Source organism: Sphingobium sp. FW306-1B-F04DB, assembly GCF_058781925.1.
This window is the reverse complement of record NZ_JBYSXE010000140.1, coordinates 1-698: the sequence shown is the minus strand read 5'-3', so window position 1 is coordinate 698 and position 698 is coordinate 1. Positions and strand designations below refer to the sequence as shown.

The window sequence follows — 698 nt, the reverse complement described above, 5'->3', positions numbered from 1 at the left end:
AACGCGGATTTCGAGGTGCGACGATTGTCATACGAGGCAATCGCACTGCGGAGAGATAAATCGAGCGCAGGCCGGGGGAGTGGATCAGGTCCTGATCGCCTGCATGAGGGGGATGACCCCGAAGATCTGGATCAATCTCTTGATGTTGTAGGCGAGGACGTGAAGACTCATCTCGGTTCGGACTTTTTCGAGCGTTTTCATCAGAAAATGGGTGCTGCCCATCCACGCCTTGAGCGTCCCGAACGGGTGCTCGACGGTCTGTCGGCGCACTTTCATGCAATCGGGAGCCGCGTCCAGGCGCGTGAGCATCGCGTCGATCACCGCTTCGTGTTCCCAGCGTCTGATGCGTCGCTCTTTGCCGGGGGTGCAGGCGGTCTTGAGGGCGCAGGTGCCGCAGTTCGACGTCCAGTAGACGTGCATGGTCTTGCCGTCTTCGCGCGTTGTAAAGCGCCTGGTGAGCGCCTCGCCTGCGGGGCAGCGATAAATATCGTCTTCGGCACTGTAGCTGAAGTCCGGCTTGCCAAAGCGCCCCTCGGACTTGGCAGTTGAAGTGATCGGCTTGGGAACCATGGGTGTGATACCCGACCTTTCGCAGTCCAGGATCTGCTCGCCGCTGAAATAGCCACGATCCGCAATCGCGGTCAGCTCGTTGCGGCCTGTCGCTTCCTGCGCCTTGATCGCCATCGGATGGAGCTGGG

The 698-nt window shown here is 60.2% G+C and carries 1 protein-coding gene; it reads right to left on the bottom strand.

The features are described from left to right. Window positions 1–84: 84 nt before the first annotated feature. The coding region (locus tag AC3WJD_RS22085; protein ID WP_492749014.1) for a transposase at window positions 85–698 on the bottom strand (614 nt) is incomplete at its 5' end.